The following is a 16374-nucleotide window of genomic DNA, read 5'->3' on the forward strand; positions in this document are numbered from 1 at the left end:
GTTAGATTTCCCAGAAGCGCGCATTGATGCCTTCTGCTCCATAACCTTGCGACAGCGCGCGAGGATAGGGATAGTCGAGAGTGAACTGGGCAGCGGTCGGATGCCCGATAGCGCAAGCTGGCGAGCAAGCGGCCGCCGGCCAACTTTCCTTGTCGGACTGTTCGGCAAATTGCGGCCACGTCGCCTTGACGACGGGCGGTTCCAGCTCGTTTGAGATGACTGGCGTCAACCGTGTAGCCATAGTTTCTCAGCCTTACGCCCAGGAAAAACGTATCCCTCCGGCGTCGGCCGCCTTGTGTAGTTTGAGAGGCGGCCCGAGGATTTGACCGTAAGCGGTCATTTTCCCCCACCCTGTTGTAGGCGAACTGGCCTGCAATATGCTTTCCGTCATGAAGAGAGCGGATCGCAGCATGATTGCGGATGTTGTTGACGCATTGCGGGCTCGGGTTCGGCGCCGTCGTTGGTGCGACGATGTCAAGGCAGAGATCGTGGCGGAATCCTACGCGCCAGGCGCAGTGATGTTGGAGGTCGCTCGTCGGCACGAGATCTCGCCGCAGCAACTTTCGGCTTGGCGCAGGGCGGCCCGCGACGGTTTGTTGAAGCTGCCGGAGGGCACCGAGCCGGTGGCGACGAGGCCCTCAGGTTCGACTGCGATCCAGGATCGGAGTTCGTCAAGCGGCGAGGCTTCTGCCGCGCTCGGCGGCCCAGGCCCAAGAGAGCTGGCTCCGCAAATTCGGACAGTAGCTTGAGTGGATTTTCTGCCTGACAGCGGCGAGGATTCTCGCCGCGAATCAGGAGCGAAGATGACGAAGAGGAGTCGCCGGACGCATTCTCCGGCATTCAAGGCGAAGGTGGCTTTGGCGGCCGTGAAGGGGGAGAAGACGTTGGCCGAGCTGGCGCAACTGTTTGATGTCCATCCGAACCAGATCACGACCTGGAAGAACCAGCTCCTGGAAGGCGCCGCCGGCGTGTTTGGGCAGGACAAGGGACCGGCCGAGGCGCCGGTCGATTTGAAGGCGTTACATGCCAAGATCGGCGAGTTGGCCTTGGAGAATGATTTTTTAGAGAGCGCGCTCACCAAGGCGGGCCTGCTGAGCGCAAAGCGATGATCGACCGCGACCATGATCTGCCTGTCGTGCGCCAGGCGAAAGTCCTGAGCCTTGCTCGCAGCACGGTCTACTATGAACCTCGGCCGGTTTCGGCCGAGGACCTTGCCTTGATGCGCCGGCTCGATGAGCTGCACCTCGATTATCCCTTCGCAGGGGCGCGCATGCTGCGATCGCTGTTGCGGCGTGAGCGCGTGCAGGTTGGCCGCCGCCACGTCGCGACGCTGATGAAGCGCATGGGGATCGAGGCGATCTATCGCCGCCCGAACACGAGCAAGCCCGCACCGGGCCACAAGATCTACCCGTACCTGCTGCGCGGATTGAAGATCGAGCGGCCGAACCAGGTCTGGGCAATGGACATCAGCTACATTCCGATGCGACGTGGCTTCGTCTACCTCGCGGCGGTCGTCGATGTGTTCAGCCGGCGGGTCCTGGCCCATCGCGTATCGATCACGATGGAGACGATGTTCTGCGTTGAAGCGCTCCAGGAGGCGTTGGCGAAGCACGGCAGGCCCGAGATCTTCAACACGGATCAGGGCAGCCAGTTCACGAGCGTCGACTTCACCAGCGTGCTGCTGGACGCCAAGATCGCTATCAGCATGGATGGCAAGGGCGCCTGGCGTGACAACGTGTTCGTCGAGCGGCTCTGGCGCACGATCAAATACGAGGAAGTCTATCTGCGCGCCTACGACAGCGTGTCCGAGGCGCGAGCGTCGATTTCCAAATATCTGGCGTTCTACAATCGGGGACGCCCGCACTCGAGCCTTGACGAACGCACGCCCGACGAGGCTTACTTCGGCGTGCAAGCGATGGTGATGGCCGCATGATCGTCGCCCGCGATTTTGTCGTCGCTCTGGTCGGGCTACGCCCTCCCGACGCAACGACAAAATCGCAAAGCCCCGCAGTCAGTGTAACCCGGCAGGAATCCACTTAAATTCCGCGGGGCGCTGTCCAAACAACCGGAGCCAGCTCTAAGGCATGAGTTCGTCCAGACGGGAGACCGGCCAGAGATTGACCAGCTTAGTGAGGGCGTCGGCCAGATAGGCCTGCGGCTCGACGCCGCAGAGCTTGCAGGTTTATGCCGCCCGCCGAACTATGCCGAACGGGTTTGGTATGGCGCGCCGTTGTCACGCTGGCACGCGTTGATCGTGTGCACGGCAGCCCCATTCCATTCGGCATAGTCTGGCGTTCAGAGCGCCTCCAGAAAGGCGAGCAGGCAGTCGTTCGGCTGGAAGCGGGTTCGCTTGCCGCGCTCGTACGGCTTGAGCTTCGCCAGTGCTGCTTCCTTGAGGGCGAGGTGGGCGTGCAGGTACGTCTGCCTCGTCTCGACCGATCATGACCGAGCCACAGCGCGATCACGGAGCAGTCGACGGCGGCCTGCAGCAGTTCCATCGCAGCGCTGTGCCTTAGCACGTGCGGTGATACGCTCTTGGCCTTCAAACACGGGCAACTCTTGTGAGCGACACGAACATGCTTTCCCAGGAGCGACTGGACGCTGTCGGCACTGAGCCGGCCCCCGTGCACGTTGGGGAACAGCGCTGTTGCTCCTTTGCGCAACGGTTCCTTGAGCCATGCCTGGAGCGCACACCGAGCGAGTGTGGTCAGCGGAGTGGTCCGCTCCTTCCGCCCTTTACCGACTCATCGTACGTGTGCGCCAGACCCAAGGTGGACGGCATCCCGGTCAAGGCCAGTCAGCTCTAAGAGGCGTAAGCCCGTCTGGGCCGCGACCAGCAGCAAGGTGTGATCGCGGCGGCCAAGCCACGTCGTTCGATCGGGCGCGGCGAGAACCGCCTCGATCTCGGGGCGCGTCAGAGCACGCGCTGGATCAGCGCACTGTGTGCCGGTTCCTCGAGGGACACGAACCTGAAGAAGGATCGGATGGCGGTCAGACGCAGGTTACGCGTCTTCGCGCTGGCGCCGCGCTTTACCTCGAGATCAGTGAGGAACGCGCCGATGAACGTTGCGTCCAAATCGGTGAGCGTCGGGGCCGATGGGGGCTTCCGCAGCTGCACCTGTGCGAACATGAACAGTAGCCGGAACGTGTCCCTGTAGGAGGCGATCGTGTTGCCGCTAACATTGCGCTGGCGCATGAGGCGCTCGGTGAAGAAGCGCTCGATCAACGTGGCGACATTGCAGGCGGGCTTCATGGCGTCACCTCCCACCGCCGATCGAGACGCCGCGCCGCTTCTTCCATCAACTCGGGGCAGGCCGAGAGATACCAGCAGGTATCACGCACGCAGGCGTGGCCGAGGTAAGTGGAGAGTACTGGGAGTTGCTGCTCGATGTCCTTGCCTTCGCGATACCAGTCGAGCAGCGTCCGGATGGCGAAGCGATGACGGAAGTCGTGCACACGTGGCCCGGTACGATCACCTGGGCGCCGCAGCCCGATCTCTCGGCACAATCGCCAGAAGACGCGATGAACGTACTGGTGCAGCAAGCGGCCTCCCTGTTCGGCAACGAAGAAGGTCGAGCCGCAGCGTGATCCGAGCATCGCGTCGTGCCGGTGGGCGTAGTCGCGCAACGCGGTTCTCGTCGTCGGATGCAATGGCACGAGCCGCGACTTGCCGAACTTGGTCAGCCGGACTGTCAGCACGCCGGCGTCGAGGTCGACGTCATCACGCTGCAGGCCCATCGCCTCGGATATACGCATGCCCGTCACCGCGATCAGCCCGAACAGGGTGTGGTAGGTCCATCGACGCAGCCCGCCCGCTGGCGGCAGAGCCAGCGCTGCCGTCAGCAACGCATCGATCTCCGCGTCGTTGTAGACATAGGGCTTGGCGCGCTTCCATCCGGGCAGCATGCCGACGGGCGGTACCTCCGTTCTCGGATCGAAGTTGGCGACATGGCGCGCGAACCCGCGCACGTCGCTCAATCGCAGCGCCCAGGATGCATGACGATCGGGCGGCAGCGTTTCCCATTCCATTGCCAGCTTCGTCGTGATGATGCTGGCTTTGCGCTTCTCCATGAAGGCGACGAAGTCGGCGAGCCGACGGGTCTGGTGCTCGTACTTGTATCCAAACCCCTTGCGCATGCTCAGGTACTTATCGAGTGCGGCGCGCAGATCGGTCATTGCACGCCTCCCGGCCACGGCAGGCTCAATGCTCTCAGCGCATCGATATCGACCTTCGCGTAAATCCGGGTAGTGTCGTGGTTCTCGTGCCGCAGCAACTATCCGATCTCCGACAAGGTGGCGCCAGATCGGAGAAGCTCGGTAGCGAGACTGTGTCGGAAGATATGGGCGCCGCGGTGTGCGCAACCGTCGATTCCAACGCGATCGAGGGCGGCCTTGGCGATCATGGTGATCGCACATCCGGAAGCAAACCCGATGTGCGGCGCGAGTGTGCGGACGAACAACCGTCGGCACGACGACTTTGGGCGGCCACTGCGCAGATATGCAACGATGGCCGCGCCAACGTCTGGCGGTATCGGCATCCGTGCACGCTGTCGGCCCTTGGCGCGAACGAGTATCTCGCTGGCGCGCCAGTCGATATCATCGAGCGTGAGCGTCGCAACCTCGTTGGCCCGCAGGCTGAGCTTGGCCAGCAATAACAGAATGGCGTAGTCGCGCCGTCCCATCACCGTCTCTCGGTCGCAACCGTCGAGAGCCTTCCGAACCTGAGCGGCAGCAAATAGGTCGGCAGAGTTGCGAGCTTCCATCGCCGCATCGATGGAACGCAATCCGCCAACGGGCGCGCGTTCAGCCCCCGATGGTGGAGGTAACGGAGAAAGGCACGCAACGACCAGCGCATCGCCTTGCCTGTTCCCGGGCTCCAATCCTGGGCGTGGCGCTCAATGTAGCGGATCACGTCCTCTTGGTTGATCTTGCACAGGGCTGCGGCGCCGCCGGAGCACACCTCGTGCAGGAACCTGCGGATGAATGGGAGATGGCGGACGATGGACCTCGGGGCCAAGCCGCGCTCTGATCGTAGGTAGGCATCGAACTCCTTGAAGATCCGTTCGTGGGGGTGAGAGGCGATAGCGCAACGGCGCGATCGCGCCTTCCTCGCGCAGCACCGGCAGCCATCGCTTGAGCGCTGCCCGGTCACCGGGTTGGATAGACTGCCTCCCGCCTCGATGCCGGAGGTACCGCTCAACGACCTGCTCATCGAGATCGACCAGCTTATAGCGACGGCCCGCGATCCAACTCAGGAGCCCGCCAACCACGTTGAGGCAACGCCACGTGCCGTGCCGAACGAGCCTCTCTTCGACGAGACGAGCGGCGTAGCGCTCGACGAACTGTCCGTGCGGCCCGCTTCTGAGACGCACGTACAGCCGGCTTCTGCCCAAGTACTCTTCAACTTCCATCTTCCTGTTCTCCGCTGTTGAAAGCGGAGGCACAGAACGAACTATGCCGAACCGACCAAACGCCGGTCAGCGAGAAATCTGGGGAAAACGACCCGACTCGGCATAGTTCGGCGGGCGGCATAAACCTGCAAGATGAACGACGTTGATCCGCAAGCTTGGCTCGCGGATGTGTTGGCCAGGCTTCCAGATCACCCCGTCAACAAAGTCGCCAACCTGCTCCCGTGGAATTTGGAAGGCGACCCAACAGTCCAATGCGGCTGCCTGAGCGCCGTGGCAGACCGGCGCGCCCGCCCGGGTTGCTGGCCGGATGCGTACTGATGAGGCCTCGATCCGCGATCTCCATCAGGCCAGCGAATTTGGTGTCGGTCGCACGAAAAGGCCATATACATGAACGCACCCGACGTTATCCAAAGTGCTGCTAGTGTCCTGAACCAGAAGTTCGCAACATCGCGTCGTTTTGTGCGGAGGCATTGTATCGGCGGAAGCGCTCGATGGAAGCAAGGATGTCATTGGCGGACTTGGTCCATCGGAACGGCTTCGGATCGGCGTTGTGCCGGTCGATGAACGAAGTGATGTCGGCCCTGAGGGCGGTGACACTGCGATAGACGCCGCGCCTGATCTTCTTATCGGTAAGAAGGGCGAAGAAGCGCTCGACCTGATTGAGCCATGACGAACTGGTCGGGATAAGGTGCACATGCCAACGTGGCCTTTTGGCCAGCCATTTCCGTATCAGCGGGGTCTTGCGCGTGGCATAGTTATCCATGACGAGATGGACGTCGAGCTCGCGCGGCACGGCGGCCTCGATCTCGTCGAGGAACTTGCGAAACTCGGCGGCGCGGTGGCGTCCGTAGCACTTGCCGATGACCCGTCCGGTCGCAATGTCGAGGGCTGCGAACAGCGATGTGGTGCCGTGCCTCGCCTCTTGTAGTCATGGCTCCTTCGGGCCGGCTGGCCGGGACGCATCGGCAGCGTCGGCTGGCTGCGGTCCAGCGCCTGGATTTGAGACTTTTCGTCCACACACAGAACGATGGCGTGCTCTGGCGGCGAGACAAAAAGGCCCACGACGTCGCCCACCTTGGCCATTCGGATCAGTCGAGAGTTTGAACGTCTCCAGCCGGTGCGGCTGCAGCCCGAAGGCCCGCCAGATACGTTGCACCGTCGACACCGACGGGCCGCTGGCTCTTGCCATACCGCGGGAGCTCCAATGAGTGGCGTTCTCGGGGCAGCTTTCCAGCGTTCTCACGATCACGGTCTCGATGCGACCATCGTCAATGGTGCGCGGTGCCCCCGAGCGCGGCTCATCGTGCAGCCCGGCCACACGCTGCTCCACAAAACGCCGCCGCCACTTGCCTAACGTCTGCGGTCCAGCCCCAGCTTGGCCGCCACTTCCTTGTTCTGACCGCCTTCCGCACAGGTCAGCAGGATCCGCGCTCTTAGAGCCTGCGCCTGCGCCGTTTTTCGCCGCATCGTCAGCGACTGCAGTTCGGCACGCTCATCTTCGCTCAATATCAGGGCGCAAGTTGCTGGGCCCCATCAGATCCTCCGTCGCTGTTGCAGCCGCCATCTCTGGCTCAGCGACGCGAATCCATTGCGAATCTACGATTGCGAATTTGTGACTCGGGACACTAGGGCGCCGTAAGCTCTCGATGAAGGCATTCTGCATGGACTTACCCGGCCGGATGTAGTGCCGTGCGACGCGGCTCCCATGGCCCATGTCAGGATGATGCTGGTGAGTTCGTTGCCGTGTCATCTTCGGCTTGCCGCTCTCAATCAGCAGCCGGTCCAGTTCCCGCGCCACCCGAGTGCCAGCTGTCGGCCACCAACGCCAAACACTCGCGGGTACAGTCGTCGACTACGGTCAGGATACGAAAGCGACGGCCGTCCGCGAGCTGACCCGACACGAAGTATCGAGCGACCAGCGCTCGGTGGGCGCCATCGGCACCGTCATCGGTGCTCTGGTCCCAGTTGCCCGCTTGCGCCCGCCACGGCGGCGTAGGCAAGCTTCTTTCCGGTATCTCTTGGTTGATCAGATAGCCCTCCCGCTAAAGCAGAACATCCAGGCGCAGATAGCCACCGCGGCGGCGATCCTGGGTGATCGTCCCCATTCCTTGGCGAAGGCCGGCATCCTCCATCCGGGTCGTCTGCTCATGGTCATGCGGCATCAGCCGATGGCTTTACACGCCCGCCGTTCGCTCATCCCGAAGGCGCCTCGGAGATGGACGACAGCTTTCCGCTTGGCCGCAGGCGTCACCATTTCTTTCCCACGAGGTTCTTCAAGGCCGCGTTGTCCAGCATGGCGTCGGCCAAGAGGCGCTTCAGCCGTGTGTTCTCGTCCTCCAGAGTCTTCAGCCGCTTGGCCTCCGACACTTCCATTCCACCGAACTTCGCCTTCCATTTGTAGATGCTGGCGTCGCTGATGCCATGCTTGCCGCACAGATCGGTGACCGACACGCCGGCCTCATGCTCCTTCAAAATTCCGATGATCTGCTCTTCCGAAAAGCGGCTGCGCTTCATGCTCTGGTCCAACTTCAAACTGGATTAAGCCCGTGGGCAAGGTCAGATCGAAGAGGAGGGCGGCTGCAGGGGGATACGATTCATCGCAGGAAATCTGTCACAGCGCTTTCTTTCTAGCGCTGAGATAGTACTGGGCTCCGAAAGGCAGATTACCCAGTAGCGAATCCATTCTGGTCAGGAATCTGCCAGCGGGTGGGACTGAGAAAATAGTTCGCGTGAAGACATCAGTGAAGCCGGCGGCAGTGAACATACGACGCAACTTCGCGGGCCGCAACAGGACGGCATCCTTGTCAACGTCGCATGTTTTGACGAAGTACTGCATCAGCGGATTGTAGGGATTGTTCTCAAAGACGAGCATTAACCCGCCCGCCGCGGTAACGCGATACGCCTCGGCAACGAAGCTCTCCCATTGAAGCGGAGGGACGTGGTGCATCACGCCGGTCGTGAAAACCATCGAAAACTGTCCATCGCCGTAGGGCAGTCGGCTACCGTCGTACGTGGAATAACGCACAAAAGAGTGCCGCGTCGCTGCCAATTTGACACTTCGGGCAGACACGTCCACGCCGTGGAGTTCACGAAACTTGCCCTCAAGCCCGGCATGGAACGCACCGACTCCGCAGCCCAGATCCAGCACATTCAGGCTTTCGAGATCGGCGAAATGTCGCTGAGCCAGACGCAGGATATGTTCGCGCTTCACGTCAATGTAAAACGCGTGATCTCGCCCTGCGAAAGCGACGGCTTGATTGACCATTTCCTCATATGAGTCGGCCCAGCCATCGAAATCTTCCGCAACTTGCCCCTGCGCCACATGGTCGGGCTTCGCAATCTCTCTGTCCATGGTCTACCAAGTGCTAGGGGTCTTGGCCCAGTTCCACATCGTTGCAGCCCCTGCTGATCGGCGCAGAGTGCTCGTCGGCTTTCAGAAGTCCCGATGCCCATACGCGAATGGGGTCGCGATGGAGTTGAGGTATTAAACTTTCTGCTCGCTGAGATTGAGACCACAACTGCTGCAGTATAGCAGCGAGGCGAAAGGAATTGCTGTCGTCCCGGCGGACAGAGCCAGCATCCAATCCAACAAGACTGACAATGTCCTTCCGTTGGCTAAGTGGCTATCGCTTGGCATAGGCTCCTTCCTGCCAGCCTCGTAGAGGAGGTCCACACCCAATGGATATCAGCCTCAAGGACCTTCTAGCTGACCTGAGCTTCGCAATCTCCTCCAAGAATTGGTAGAGTCCATCACCTCAGTAGTCTGAGGCCGGCAAACTGGTAATCTTGGTTGGAGGTTTTGCGCTCCGAATCCTCTCGGCTAGGAGGAGCTGGAGAGATGAAGGCTTCACAATTCTCGGCGCCTAAGCATCGCAATCACCGGAACGGATGCGGACATCTGTGGAAGGCCGAGAATCAGTCCGTCGACTATTTCAATTGAAAAACGAACTACCAAGGATTGCTGCCGATGGAGATGCAGCGATTGAACGAACTCGAGGAGGAGAACAGCTGTCGAGCGACACGTGCCTAGCCAAATCTCACAGAGTGCCAACCGGTCGACTTGCACGAGCGAGCAGCCGGCTGATGGCGCTAGTCTGTGATGGAGGGCCGACCCATTCAGTAGCGGGCAACACCTATTCCGCTCGAAATGGGCCAACACGCGACATTCTGCATATAGTGTTCGAACGGCGAAAGTTGCATATCCGTGGCATCACCTTTTTTTAACAAGGGACCCTTGCGACGTGTTAAGGATTTGAAAGTGCATCTACACGGAGGAACGGCGGCTTTAGTCGCGAGGTGCCCAATTTGATGTTCGGCGAAAGCTGGCGAAAGCTAATGTGCCAGCGTGGCACTCGAACCGCCGCAGGTCAGTATCGATGGGCTCAACGAGCTTGCTGTCGTTCTGAAGCTTGTCGGCACGATCAGTCCTCGGGCGACGATCCGTCCTTCGACGAAGAGCGAGAAGGGCCGTTCGCAGAAAAAAGCAAATCGCGAGCCGATGCAACTGGGTCTGGATCTGAGTCGTCGGATTCCCCAGTACCTGCTCGGCGCCAATCCGAAAGGTCTGAGCACGGAAGCAAACAGAGGTTTAGATAGATAAGGAGTCTCGATCCATCTCCGATGGGGTAGCCCCATGGAACCTCTGGGGCCCTGCAAAAAAGCGGTTCTCATATACCCGACAACGGAATAGCGCTACGCTGCCGATCATCAAAATGTGGCCGATGGCCTTGCCGAGCTGCCGCCCGATGTGCAGAATTTCGCGCGGTGTCGCGACTGGGACCGCCGCTGCCGGGCGATCTCGGCCGTGCCATCGTTGCGGCTCAGACCAGTCTGGACCTCTTGCTGTAGAAACCGAACAAACAACGCATGAGCGAGAAAAGCGAGGCCGCGCGCATCAGCAAGGTTTTTTGCATGCTCGGCCACCGGCGGCAGCGACTCCAGTCGAGACGACCACAAGGGCAGCGTTATCATCAAACGGGGCGTTTTCCCCAAAATGCACAGGATCGTAAGCTTGCCTTCGTCAACTGTCTCTGTCGATCGCCGCACCACGAGCTATCTTACGTGTGTCGGAGTCGAGCTTGGATCTGGCTCTGGCAATGGTAGCGGCGCTATTTTCCAAGCGCTTCAGCAGTGGGGAGGGGAGTCCCTGAAGCTCCACCGCTAGGCGCGCTTTCGCGCTCGCCGTCGGCGATACTGCTCCTGGCCATAATTGCGGGGGCTTCGATTCGCGGTATTATCTGCGGATGGACAGAAAGCCTCTGAGTAGATTAGAAGTGCGCTTTGGATCCCGATGGGCCCACGAACGGTTGAGGTGCGAGGCGGATCACCGAACCCACTTGTTTGGCCAAGGGCGAATTTTATTGCATTTAGAGAACTGGTTTTCGGCGCCGGCGATTATCCGAACAGTACTCAAATGTATCGGGCTGTACGAGCACGCGTGCCGGAACGCCGGGCGTTTCATGATCAGGCGGAATGATCTCACGTTCGAAAATTTACCATTCTCGTTTGAGAACTTCACGATCCTTCACGTCAGCGACTTGCACGTGGACACAAGCGAACTGGCAATGAAACATTTGGTGAAGGTCATAGATACGCTACCGTGCGATGTCTGCGTGCTGACAGGCGACTATCGGGGGAATACTTATGGATCGATCGAAGTTGCGATGGATGGCATCGCTGACCTAAGGGCGAACATAACATCTCCGATCTACGCGGTTTTAGGGAACCACGACACCATCGAGATGGTCCCGCGTCTGGAAGACATGAACATTCGAGTACTGATGAATGAATGTGAGACGCTGAAACGCGGTGACGACCGGATTTATCTCGCAGGCGTAGATGATGCTCACTTTTACCGAGCAGACGACATAGCGGCAGCTGCATCAACTTTCGGAAGAGAGGAATTTTCGATTTTGTTGTCCCACACACCTGAAGTGTATCGCCGGGCAGATCAAGCCGGCTTTGATCTAATGCTTAGCGGCCACACACATGGGGGACAACTCTGTTTGCCAGGATCAATCCCGATCAAACTAGCGGCAAGGTTACCTAGACGCATGGGCGCGGGAGCTTGGAAATATAGAGAGTTGAGCGGATACACTTCCGTAGGCACCGGGACGAGTCATCTCCCGGTTGGAGTCAATTGTCCCCCGGAAGTGACCTTGCACGTTCTCCATCGTAAGCAGCTATAGGCAGGTCAACCATAACGGTGTTGCGGAGAGGCACCGGATCTAAGCTCTTAATCAGCGGTTCCAGTTTGCGGCGACCAAACATTTGGGATCTCCTCGCGGCATCTGCGATAGGTTGCGCATACTCCTCGCGCAGATTGGAGGCGCTATGGGACAAAGCAGGCTGCTCGTCTGCCAGGATTGGGCGAATATCAAGGCAGCCCCCCGCTTCTTCTCTAATGACCGGTTCAGCAAAGCGAGATACTGGCAGGCCATTTCCAATCAACGCGTGATCGTACCGCTGCTGAAAGTCTCGTCCTTGTGCTGCGCGATACGACCGGGTTCAGCTATCAACGCGAGAAGTCAGAAACGATCAGCATCACAAAGAGCATAAAACAGTGAACGGGACCAGGCGCGCCGCCTCAGATTGCACCCGGTTAGCGGCTTCCTGATGCATTCGAGCTTTCCGTGTGCCGCTGGGAAGGGCGCCCAGAGCCGTAAGAAATTCCAGGGGATCGCAGCGCTTAAAAAAAGATCAATTCGACCCGGATTCCAATCGGGGAGAAAGGAAAGCATCTGATCGTTGGGAAGTCTCAAGCAGTCCACGCAACTCCTGGATCATCCGAGACGATGCGTCCGTATTAATGATCGCGAGAGTAATATTTACGAGCTGTTCTGGGCAGCACAGGAGATCGGAACTCATTTCCAGATCAGGACCCTGCGTCGAGCGCTACACGATCGCCGAAGAAATGGACGCGGTCGCCGTCAAGGGGCTCCATCGCATCGAAGTCAGGGACAGCAACGGCGATCCCTGGTTGACGATGCTCAACCGTTCCGCCTCAGACTGCCGCCAACCCTCTCGTTGACTCCCACTGAAATCAGCTTGCTCGATGCTTCGTAAGCGACAAACCAAAAAGCAAGACAGAAAATGCTCTCGCACTATCATCAAGATCGCCCGGCTCGGGGTTATCTCGCCCGCCCCGGCGATCCGCCGCCTGGGAATACCGTCATGAGGCGCCGGCTGTCACGACGCACCGACACTGCTCTGGGCGCTACGGTTGGCGGAGAATTTGTGGCTAATTGAAGCTTCGACGGAGCGATACTGAGAATCCGGCGACCCGCAGGAATCATCTAAGATCGCTCTTGCGCTGTCTGATTGAAAAGGTCGTCATGCGCCATTGCGCGCGCGATAAGGCAGAAGCAGTTGTATGGCGCAGTGGCGCAAGCCCATCCCTCCGAGTCCGACGTTTTGAGGGTGATCAATCCTTCGCGGCGTGAACCGCTTCGATGTGGCCCGACTGCCTCTCTGCGCTGAAGATCCAGATCAGCCCGCCGAGCGCGCCCGCGATGAAGTAGATGGCTCCGAACAGGATCGAGACGATGGCGCCATCGGTCTGCGCAAGCTCGGCGTAACCGAAGGCTACCATCATTGTCGCCTCGCGAACGCCCCAGCCAGCGATCGAGATGGGCATCGTGGTGATCAGTATGATCGGGGGGGTCAGCATGAACAACTGCGCGAAATCGCCTGGCGCTCCGATTGAGCGGGCGCAGCACCAGACGATCACGATCGTCAGCACGTGAATGGTGAGCGACAGCACCACAATCTTTAATCCGCTGCTCCTGCCGAAGATCACTTGGTTGGCAATCATCGAGCAGGCGTGGACATGTTTGATCAGCCGCCAGCTTTTCAGCCACGCCCAGTGCAGATGACCCAGCAGCAGAAAGCCCACCCCCCCGGCGAGCGCTGCGCAATTAAGAAAGACCAGTGCGAGCCGGCCACCGGCGTCGCTGATCATGGCGTAACTCCAGGGTAGGCTTGCAACGATAATGAACCCCAGCGCGATGAGCCCAACGGAACGATCAATCAGGATCGAATAGGTCGCGGCGCGCCAGCCGACGCCCGTGCGGTTGACGAGCCAAAGCCGAACCGCGTCGCCGCCGATCGATGACGGCAGGGCTTGGTTGAAGAAGTTGCCGATCATGTTGTAGCGGAACGCCTCGAGGGCGCCTAGCGGCGCATCGCACCGATGGGAAATCTCGCGCCAGCGCGGGGCGCCGATGAAGATCTGGAAGATGGTCACCGCAATGGCAACCGCGATCCAGAGCGGGTTGATCTGACTCCACTGGGACTGAACCACTGCGAAATCAATCCCGCGCAGCGAGAGGTAAAAAAGCGCGACCGAAACCGCCATCCGGGCTGCAAAGATCAGAAATCCGCGCATGGCCCGGTTCACTCACGTCTAGTTTGAATTGAAGCGACACCACGGCCCGACAAGTAGATCCTCCCAACTGGAGCCAGCTGGCTATAAGCGCAATTGTCATTCGGAGCTACAAACGCTTGGGAGCACCTGCGTGTAACTCACGTGTAACTCATCGGGGTTCGAACTTCACCCCCCTGTTATGGTGGGGAGTGCCACATTGGCGATTTCGCAATCCGATCGAGCCGCTGTCGCACGATTGCTCGTCGGCCAGAGCGAACTTGATATGCTAAGACGGTGGGAAGGCTGTCCGACGCAAGTACGCGAAGGCGGACGTTACAACTGCGAGCATACTCGAAGGCGACGACGCCTTCGAAAATGCCGAGGCTTAGTAAATGAACGATCATCGTTGCAAGGGACCAAAGCCATGTACTATTCTTGGGCGTCGTCCGGTTTTTTGCGTGAGCTGCCCGCCGGAGGCTGCGCGCCGTCCGACACCCACGAGGGCATCAAGGCCGCTATCAGCAAGGTGCTCAATGCCACTTAGCAGCGCGTGCACTTCATGCGCAATGCGCTGGCCTATGCGGCGGCCGACGCGCCGTCTCCGCGTTCATGGCCACCGCGTTTGCCCAGGATGGTGCCGAGGCCGCAAGAGCACAGGGGCGGAAGGTTGCCGACCAGCTGCGTCCCAAGCTGCCCAAAGCCGGCTTCCTGGACGAGGCCGAGACCGATGTGCTGGCCTACATGACGTTCCCACCGATGCACCGGACCAAGCTGCACTCGACCAACCCAATCGAGCGCCTCAACGGCGAGATCAAGCGGCGGACCGAGGTCGTCGTCATCTTCCCCAATGAGGACGCCATCGTCCGCCTCATCGGCGCGATCCTGCTCGAGCAGAACAATGAATGGGCCGTCCAACGCGCCCGCTACATGACTCTGGAAACCATCGCCATTGAGCGATGATCCAACCGTCAGCCTTCCGGTAATCGCCAGCTGATCTGCCCGGCTCCTGCCAGTGAACGCGATGACCCGCCGCCAGCTTCGCCACGCAACGGGACACGATCTTCAGATTCGCGAAAGTCGTTCTTGTGACGCTTGAGATTGCATATTTTGCCGGCAAGAGCCGTACTTGATAGCTTCTCTTATCGAGCATGCGACCGAGGTGATGAGCTCCTGCGCATGACTCCCCGATCAGGCGCAGGGCTGTCCGGGGAATGATTCACTGTGTCGCGGAGCATGCCCGGGTTTTCCCGGCTTGAAGCAGGTACTTTCTGGTTATCGAGACTCAGAAAGGGGCCGGGCATGCGGTTTAGCGATAGCATTTTTGGAAGGCTGCTTGAACCGATCAATCGGCGGCAGTTTCAGACGACTGTGGATCGTTTGGATGGCGACGCCTACGACAAGACGTTCGACAGCTGGGATCATCTTGTCGCATTGATATTCTCCCAGCTCAGTGGCGTCGACAGCTTGCGTGCCCTTGAGGCGATCTGGAACGCCAATTCGCATCATCACTACCATCTTGGTGTCGGCAAATTGGCGCGCTCGACGCTTGCGGATGCCAATGCCCGACGGCCGGTCAGTATCTTCGCAGAAGTCTTTGAGCGATTGTCTGGGCATGCCGACCGAGCGCTGAAGCGGGAGGGTGCCGAGATGCTGCGGCTGATCGATGCGACGCCGGTTCCGCTGGATCAACTCAGCACCTGGGCCGGTTGGAACGGACGTACCCGTGGTCTCAAGCTTCACGTGGTTTACGATCCCGGCTCGGATCATCCGCGCCGTCTGGCGATCACGCCGTCGACGGTCAATGACGTCACACCAGCCCAGCAATTCCCGATCGAGGCCGGCGCCACCTATGTGTTCGACAAGGCCTATTGCAGTTATGCCTGGTGGACACGGCTTCACGACGCGGGCGCCTGCTTCGTCACCCGCCAGAAGAAGAATCTGCGCTTCAGAGCTACACGCTGGCGGAAGCTGCGGAAACAAAAGGGGAAGGGCTTTAAAATCATCGACGATGCTGAGGTAAAGCTCCTCAGCAGCTCCAAACTTGCTGTTCCGATGCGCCGCATACGCCTCAAACGCGATGACGGTACAAAACTGACCCTCATCACCAACGATCTGAAGCGTTCGGCCATCGAAATCGCTGCGCTTTACAAAACACGCTGGCAGATCGAGCTGTTGTTCCGCTGGATCAAGCAGCACCTCAAGCTTCGCAAATTTCTCGGCCGCTCCGAGAACGCGGTCCGTCTGCAAATCCTCGCCGCCATGATCGCCTATCTGCTGCTGCGGATCGCCGCACGCGAAAGTCGTCTAATCATGCCGGCTATCCGCTTCGCAGGTCTTGTCGCCGCGTCGCTGTTCGCACGAAAACCAATTGCCGACATCGACCGACCTCCCAAGGTGAACCCATCCGCTGCCCGCGACAGAAGCTCCCCCGACCAGATCAGCTTCTGTTATGCATAGAATTCCCCGGACAGCCCTGCGATCAGGCGGGGCGGAATATTAGCTAGTGTCGGCTCAAGTTGATCTCTCGTTCGTAGGTCGATTGCCCCGTCGCATCAAGCCCCACCACATCGAATGTGTTCTTGCCAGATCGATACCGAT

The 16374-nt window shown here is 59.7% G+C and carries 12 protein-coding genes and 6 pseudogenes; 8 read left to right on the plus strand and 10 right to left on the minus strand.

Translation table 11 applies throughout. From position 1 onward, the window contains the following. Nucleotide 1 precedes the first annotated feature (1 nt). A complete protein-coding gene (locus ACR9YP_RS09800; RefSeq protein ID WP_474219556.1) occupies nt 2-229 on the minus strand; it encodes a hypothetical protein in 228 nt (75 codons plus the stop codon). A 181-nt stretch (nt 230-410) separates the two neighbouring features. Here ACR9YP_RS09800 and ACR9YP_RS09805 point away from each other — a divergent pair, with 181 nt between their 5' ends. Together ACR9YP_RS09805 and ACR9YP_RS09810 are read left to right on the plus strand one after the other, a co-directional pair. Further along, nucleotides 411-749 carry a transposase gene (locus ACR9YP_RS09805; RefSeq protein WP_474221014.1) on the plus strand — a complete coding sequence of 113 codons (339 nt, stop codon included), beginning with the start codon at nt 411-413 and terminating at the stop codon, nt 747-749. A gap of 54 nt (nt 750-803) precedes the next feature. Next, a protein-coding gene (locus tag ACR9YP_RS09810; RefSeq protein ID WP_474219526.1) for an IS3 family transposase occupies nt 804-1933 on the plus strand; the annotation gives its coding sequence in 2 pieces (ribosomal slippage) (nt 804-1065 and nt 1065-1933; 1131 coding nt in all). 144 nt (nt 1934-2077) lie between these two features. Here ACR9YP_RS09810 and ACR9YP_RS09815 read toward each other — a convergent pair. From ACR9YP_RS09815 to ACR9YP_RS09835, 5 genes and pseudogenes are all read right to left on the minus strand, one after another. Next, nucleotides 2078-2182, minus strand: a pseudogene (locus ACR9YP_RS09815) (transposase domain-containing protein); the annotation flags it as partial. Nucleotides 2183-2295: 113 nt separating this feature from the next. Next, nucleotides 2296-3253: pseudogene (locus ACR9YP_RS09820) on the minus strand (tyrosine-type recombinase/integrase). Then, nucleotides 3250-4176: a tyrosine-type recombinase/integrase gene (locus ACR9YP_RS09825; protein WP_474219557.1), complete on the minus strand. Its 927-nt coding sequence runs from the start codon at nt 4174-4176 to the stop codon at nt 3250-3252. Before ACR9YP_RS09825 ends, ACR9YP_RS09820 begins: the two are co-directional and overlap by 4 nt. A 98-nt stretch (nt 4177-4274) precedes the next feature. Next, nucleotides 4275-4763: a tyrosine-type recombinase/integrase gene (locus tag ACR9YP_RS09830; protein WP_474219558.1), complete on the minus strand. Its 489-nt coding sequence runs from the start codon at nt 4761-4763 to the stop codon at nt 4275-4277. Further along, complete coding sequence (locus ACR9YP_RS09835) at nt 4682-5212, minus strand: site-specific integrase (protein ID WP_474219559.1); 531 nt, start codon at nt 5210-5212, stop codon at nt 4682-4684. The genes ACR9YP_RS09830 and ACR9YP_RS09835 overlap by 82 nt, the downstream gene beginning before the upstream one ends. A gap of 322 nt (nt 5213-5534) precedes the next feature. Between ACR9YP_RS09835 and ACR9YP_RS09840 the strand changes: the two are divergent. Further along, nucleotides 5535-5729 (plus strand): annotated as a pseudogene (locus ACR9YP_RS09840) (transposase domain-containing protein); the annotation flags it as partial. 100 nt (nt 5730-5829) lie between these two features. On the opposite strand, the pseudogene ACR9YP_RS09845 reads toward ACR9YP_RS09840, so the two are convergent. The 3 genes and pseudogenes from ACR9YP_RS09845 to ACR9YP_RS09855 form a co-directional block, all read right to left on the minus strand. Next, nucleotides 5830-6923: pseudogene (locus ACR9YP_RS09845) on the minus strand (IS630 family transposase). Between the two features lie 127 nt (nt 6924-7050). Beyond that, nucleotides 7051-7925, minus strand: a pseudogene (locus ACR9YP_RS09850) (transposase); the annotation flags it as partial. Nucleotides 7926-8022: 97 nt separating this feature from the next. Beyond that, complete coding sequence (locus ACR9YP_RS09855; RefSeq protein WP_474219560.1) at nt 8023-8763, minus strand: class I SAM-dependent DNA methyltransferase; 741 nt, start codon at nt 8761-8763, stop codon at nt 8023-8025. A 993-nt stretch (nt 8764-9756) separates the two neighbouring features. On the opposite strand from ACR9YP_RS09855, the gene ACR9YP_RS09860 reads away from it, so the two are divergent. The 3 genes from ACR9YP_RS09860 to ACR9YP_RS09870 all read left to right on the plus strand — a co-directional run bounded on the left by ACR9YP_RS09860 (nt 9757) and on the right by ACR9YP_RS09870 (nt 11969). After that, nucleotides 9757-10011, plus strand: coding sequence for a hypothetical protein (locus ACR9YP_RS09860; RefSeq protein WP_474219562.1), 255 nt, complete (start codon nt 9757-9759; stop codon nt 10009-10011). An 859-nt stretch (nt 10012-10870) separates the two neighbouring features. Then, nucleotides 10871-11599 (plus strand): metallophosphoesterase, encoded by a 729-nt coding sequence (locus tag ACR9YP_RS09865; protein ID WP_474219563.1) that lies wholly within the window; start codon nt 10871-10873, stop codon nt 11597-11599. Nucleotides 11600-11711: 112 nt separating this feature from the next. Next, nucleotides 11712-11969: a transposase DNA-binding-containing protein gene (locus ACR9YP_RS09870; protein WP_474219564.1), complete on the plus strand. Its 258-nt coding sequence runs from the start codon at nt 11712-11714 to the stop codon at nt 11967-11969. 865 nt (nt 11970-12834) lie between these two features. Here the strand turns inward: ACR9YP_RS09870 and ACR9YP_RS09875 are convergent. Further along, nucleotides 12835-13797: a lysylphosphatidylglycerol synthase transmembrane domain-containing protein gene (locus ACR9YP_RS09875; RefSeq protein WP_474219565.1), complete on the minus strand. Its 963-nt coding sequence runs from the start codon at nt 13795-13797 to the stop codon at nt 12835-12837. A 430-nt stretch (nt 13798-14227) separates the two neighbouring features. On the opposite strand from ACR9YP_RS09875, the pseudogene ACR9YP_RS09880 reads away from it, so the two are divergent. Both ACR9YP_RS09880 and ACR9YP_RS09885 read left to right on the plus strand, forming a co-directional pair. Further along, nucleotides 14228-14770: pseudogene (locus tag ACR9YP_RS09880) on the plus strand (transposase); the annotation flags it as partial. 305 nt (nt 14771-15075) lie between these two features. After that, a complete protein-coding gene (locus ACR9YP_RS09885; RefSeq protein ID WP_438103250.1) occupies nt 15076-16233 on the plus strand; it encodes an IS4 family transposase in 1158 nt (385 codons plus the stop codon). Nucleotides 16234-16374: the final 141 nt, after the last annotated feature.

Source organism: Bradyrhizobium sp. BR14999 (assembly GCF_056106085.1).

Excerpts from the sequence above, each read along its gene's own strand:
- ACR9YP_RS09805 (WP_474221014.1), top strand. The coding sequence starts at position 411 with ATGATTGCGGATGTTGTTGACGCATTGCGGGCTCGGGTTCGGCGCCGT.
- ACR9YP_RS09825 (WP_474219557.1), bottom strand. The coding sequence starts at position 4,176 with ATGACCGATCTGCGCGCCGCACTCGATAAGTACCTGAGCATGCGCAAG.
- ACR9YP_RS09830 (WP_474219558.1), bottom strand. The coding sequence starts at position 4,763 with ATGGAAGCTCGCAACTCTGCCGACCTATTTGCTGCCGCTCAGGTTCGG.
- ACR9YP_RS09835 (WP_474219559.1), bottom strand. The coding sequence starts at position 5,212 with ATGAGCAGGTCGTTGAGCGGTACCTCCGGCATCGAGGCGGGAGGCAGT.
- ACR9YP_RS09855 (WP_474219560.1), bottom strand. The coding sequence starts at position 8,763 with ATGGACAGAGAGATTGCGAAGCCCGACCATGTGGCGCAGGGGCAAGTT.
- ACR9YP_RS09865 (WP_474219563.1), top strand. The coding sequence starts at position 10,871 with ATGATCAGGCGGAATGATCTCACGTTCGAAAATTTACCATTCTCGTTT.
- ACR9YP_RS09875 (WP_474219565.1), bottom strand. The coding sequence starts at position 13,797 with ATGCGCGGATTTCTGATCTTTGCAGCCCGGATGGCGGTTTCGGTCGCG.
- ACR9YP_RS09885 (WP_438103250.1), top strand. The coding sequence starts at position 15,076 with ATGCGGTTTAGCGATAGCATTTTTGGAAGGCTGCTTGAACCGATCAAT.